The sequence below is a fragment of the Thermogutta sp. genome (assembly GCF_014359955.1).
GTDB lineage: Bacteria > Planctomycetota > Planctomycetia > Pirellulales > Thermoguttaceae > Thermogutta.
In genome coordinates this window covers 1-4348 of record NZ_JACIYL010000351.1, presented here as the reverse complement: position 1 = coordinate 4348, position 4348 = coordinate 1, and the positions used below count along the sequence as shown (strand labels likewise).

The following is a 4348-nucleotide window of genomic DNA, read 5'->3' as shown; positions in this document are numbered from 1 at the left end:
CATCTGCACGGCTCAGGTCCATTGTGTCCGCACCGAACAGGGGACCTACGTATTTTTCGCCCAGGGCTGGGATCGCGAGTTTGAAAAGCATGCGGCCGTCTTTCAGGCTATGACCACAAGCTGTCTGAGCTATGTGAAAAAGCTCTCGTACTGGGATTGAAACGTTTCGTTGCCGGCGGAATGTGGGAGGGTCTCCATGGTGTTTTCTCCCACCGGCGTCAACATGAGCCAGTCCTCGCGCCGCGGAGTTCCAGTGGTTCGCTTCCGGGAAAACGACCGGCATCACCGTCAAACAGACTGGACGGGCCGTTTTCTGGTGAGTCTTTGGGCCGTTTCTCTGTTCCTGACTGCGGGCGAAGTCGTGGCCCAGGGCCCAGGCGCGGACATTTCCGGCCGGCGGTATCCCGGGTTCCCGATTGACGATTCGCGACTGCTCCAGGCCGGTCTTCACAAAATAAGCTCCGCTCGCCTGACGCTGTACACGGACCTTCCCATCACTCCGGAAATTGACGAACTGGGACGCGTTTTCGATGCGGCTTATCCGCAGTGGTGTGCGTTTTTCGGCATCACCCCCGACAGCCGCCCCTGGAAAATGACCGGTTTTCTGATGAAAGACCCGCGACCTTTTCGCGAGCTGGGGGTGCTTCCTTCCTGGCTCCCGCCATTTGCCAACGGATTTTCTGTGGGCAATGTGTTGTGGATCTACGAACAACCCAGTGCGTACTATCGTCGTCATCTGCTGATCCACGAGGGAACACACGGATTCCTGCGAGCGCATTTCGGTGACTGGATTCCTCCCTGGTACAACGAGGGAATCGCCGAGCTGTTGGGAACCCACTTTTGGGACGGCCAGACGCTCCGATTGGGTGTGGTTCCCAAATCCCGCGAGGAGGTGCCCATGTGGGGGCGAATCAAGATCGTCCGGGACGCCGTCACCCAACAGCGGCCGCTCTCGTTGACCGACATCCTCAACTTTGGGCCCACGGCCCATCGCGATCTGGAGCCTTACGGCTGGTGCTGGGCCGCTACGGCGCTGTTTGCCCACGATCCCCGATTTCAACCCGCCTTCAAGAAATTGCCGCAATTCATCCGGCAGGGAAACCTGCAAACCTTCAACGAGAATTTCCTGAAACTTTTAGGACCCGCCTGGAGGACTGCGGAGTATCAATGGCTGATCGTCCTGGCGGACCTCGATTACGGATATGATTTCGTGCGGACCGCCGCCGATTTCACACCCGGCTCACCGGTCCTGACCGGCGGAAGCGTGGTCCGGATCGAGGCGGGAAAAGGATGGCAAAACTCCGGGCTGCGAGTGGAGGTCGGCCAGCGCTACCAACTGACTGCCAGTGGGCGTTTTGTCGTGGCCCAGGACGGCGGACCATGGGAGTGCGAACCCCAGGGCGTGACCATCCGCTACGTGCGCGGTTATCCCCTGGGAACCCTGCTGGCGGCCATCGTGCCCGTCGAGGATTCTCCGCCACCGCCTGGCACGGAGCTCAACACTCGCGGGAGTTTCCTTCAGCCAATCGCTGTGGGGCGAGGCTCTGTGCTGACCGCCGAACGAACCGGGACGCTTTTCCTCCGAATCAACGATAGCGCGGCCGAGCTGAGCGACAATTTCGGGGATATTGTCGTGAAGGTTGTCCCTCTCAACTGATCCACACCTACCCCGCTGGTTGTTTTTGACGACCCCGGCGAGGCGCCCGTCTTGGCCCTCTTTTTCACGTGTACCAGGCGTATCCCGGAATGACGGCGGAAGGACCGGCTGCATATCCGTTTCGCACGGATTATTCGTCTCGCAGCACAGGAGTTTTTCCATGATTTTTCATTTCCACCGGTCACTTATTTGCCTCTTCGCAAAACGTGATCTATGGTCAATCAGAAAAGCAACCCTGCTGAAAGCACCCACGCGCTGGGAGCTGAACGCAGGGCCGGGAAAAGTTCGAGTTTCACTGTCGGACAACAGGTATCACGGCGAATCACGCGGAACTAACGCGGCAACATCAAAACGACTTGGGAGGTGCACATCCATGTCCCCACACGTGCGGAAAGCCTTCACGCTCATCGAAGTTCTTATCGTGGTGGTCATCATGGCCATTCTGGCGGCCGTCATCATTCCCCAGTTCGCATCGTCCACGGCAGATGCTAAGCGGAGTGCCCTGGAATTCAACATGCACACCCTCCGCTCGCAAATCGAGCTTTATCGGGTGCACCACGGGACCTACCCCCAGCTTGTTAACAATGACCTCCCTCAGCTTTACAACGCCACCAACGCGGCCGGTGAAATCGGCACGCCGGGCCCCAACTATCCGTACGGTCCCTACATCACCGGAAAACTGCCCGTCAACCCGTACAACAACAGTAACGCTGTCGTGGCGGTGGCCACGCCCGGCCAGAAGCCAACCGGCGTCGTCACCGGAGGCGCCGGATGGCAATACGATGCCACGACGGGCGACATCTGGCCAAACAACCCCGAGTATTACAGCTCGCAATGATTCTCCTTTGACCCACAACTGTTGGATGAGCAGCACGGCGGGTGGGTCGAGACAAGGGTCTCGCCCCACCTTTTCCTTTTCTTGTTAGTGCTTTTTAGCGCTTTGGGCGCTCGGTTGTTGGCTTGCTGGTCGTGCAAAAGCCACAGTCGCGCAGATTCTCCCGGCTGGGTGTTCCGGGCGAGCGCGAGAGCGGCCTTCCGCCTCCCACTGTTGCACCTCGTCCGGCTTACAACTAAAATGCCAGCACAAATTGGCAGAAGTCCTCGGACGATGTGCCCGATGGACAGGTGTCGGCCTGAGCGGAGGCCTCTTGATTGAAGGAGCACGCACCATGTTCACCGTCACCAAGGACATCATGTTGCCCTGCACGACGACAGGTTCGTTTCCCCGGCCGCGGTGGTTCGACGTCAGCATGTGGGGGCGTCCACTGGATACCTGCATGATGGACGTGCGATTCCGGGAGAAGTTTCAGGACGCGCTGGCCGTCGTCGTCAGTGACCAGGAACGCGCCGGTCTGGACATCATCACCCACGGAGATTTCCACTGTGACGAAGACTTCGCCGGACGCTCCTGGCATCACTATCCGCTGCAGCGCTGGAAAGGTCTGGAAGGCGATTATCTGCAGTCGGAGGAAACACGCTCTCCCTGGCTGCGTTATCCTCCGGGAACACTGCTGCACGAAATTTACACAGGCTGGCGCTGGCCGATCGTCGTGGATAAGGTGGAGCATCGCCCTCTCGACTATCCCAAAATCTGGCGGATCACGCAGGCCAAAACCCGCAAGCCCGTCCGGTTCGGCACGTGTTGCTCTCAGGTGATGAGTCTGTTCCTGGATATCCACACGGATAAATACAAGGATAAACGGGAACTCATCTGGGATCTGGCGGTGGCGATGAACAAGGAGTTGCGGGCCCTCCGCGATGCCGGCTGCAAATGCATTCAGGTCGAAGAGCCCTGCTTCCACTTCATGGCGAACTCGCTCGGCAAGGACCATCCCGACGTCCGTTTCATGCTGGAGGCCTACAACCGCGAAGTGGAAGGGCTGGACGACGTGGAAATCTGGATCCATACCTGCTGGGGCAATCCCAACATGCAACGGGTCATGGAAGATACGAGTTACGCCGCGTCTCTGGAAATGTACCTGTATGAGGCGAAGGGAGATGTCTGGACGGTCGAGATGAAGGACCGCAACTTCAAGGATATTGAGCTTTTCGGATCGCTGAGCAAGGGATTGCCCAAGAAGATTGCCGTGGGAGTGGTGAGCCATCGCACCCTGCAGGCCGACCGTCCCGAAGATGTGGCCGCCGAGATCCGTCGCGCCCTGAAATACATCCCGCCGGAAAAACTGGTCATCACGAGCGACTGCGGTTTCGGCCGACAGGGCTGCAATCGGGAGATCGCCTTCTATAAAGCCGCCGCGATTGCCCAGGGCACCAACATTGTGCGGCGGGAGCTGGGGTTGCCGACGACGTACGTCCCGGCCGCCGACCCCGCCCTGCAAATCGACATCGTCCCCAAAAAGTCGGCCACCACTTCCTGAACCGACGGCCTTCCTCCGAATCGGGTTCGCTCCTTCAGGCAGACCACCGCGAAAAAGCGGTGGTTTTTCTGTCTCGGCGCTTCCATTCTTCCCCAAACCACTCTCCCGGCTTGTGGCGCGTCTGGCCAAAAACCCACTCCCGCCACGGCGGGACAGGGGATACAATGCGGGTTCTGGGTCGTGTGAAGCCCGCAATACCCATCCTGCGTCATTCCTGGCACGGAAATAAGCGAGAACGCAATGGCACGACGGATCCTCGTAACCAGCGCCTTACCTTACGCGAATGGGCCGATCCACATCGGTCATCTGGTGG

At 59.0% G+C, this 4348-nt stretch carries 4 protein-coding genes; all 4 read left to right on the top strand.

What is annotated here, in order from left to right; translation table 11 throughout:
* Positions 1-196 precede the first annotated feature (196 nt).
* Positions 197-1657, top strand: a complete 1461-nt coding sequence (locus H5U08_RS11165) for a hypothetical protein (RefSeq protein WP_297033007.1) — start codon at positions 197-199, stop codon at positions 1655-1657.
* Between the two features lie 373 nt (positions 1658-2030).
* Positions 2031-2495, top strand: a complete 465-nt coding sequence (locus H5U08_RS11160; RefSeq protein WP_297033005.1) for a type II secretion system protein — start codon at positions 2031-2033, stop codon at positions 2493-2495.
* 331 nt (positions 2496-2826) lie between these two features.
* The gene (locus H5U08_RS11155) at positions 2827-4035 is read left to right on the top strand and encodes a cobalamin-independent methionine synthase II family protein (protein ID WP_297033003.1); all 1209 of its coding nucleotides are present in this window, start codon (positions 2827-2829) and stop codon (positions 4033-4035) included.
* A 240-nt stretch (positions 4036-4275) separates the two neighbouring features.
* Positions 4276-4348, top strand: a 73-nt coding sequence (locus tag H5U08_RS19880; RefSeq protein ID WP_366494436.1) for a class I tRNA ligase family protein, incomplete at its 3' end; no start/stop codon positions are given.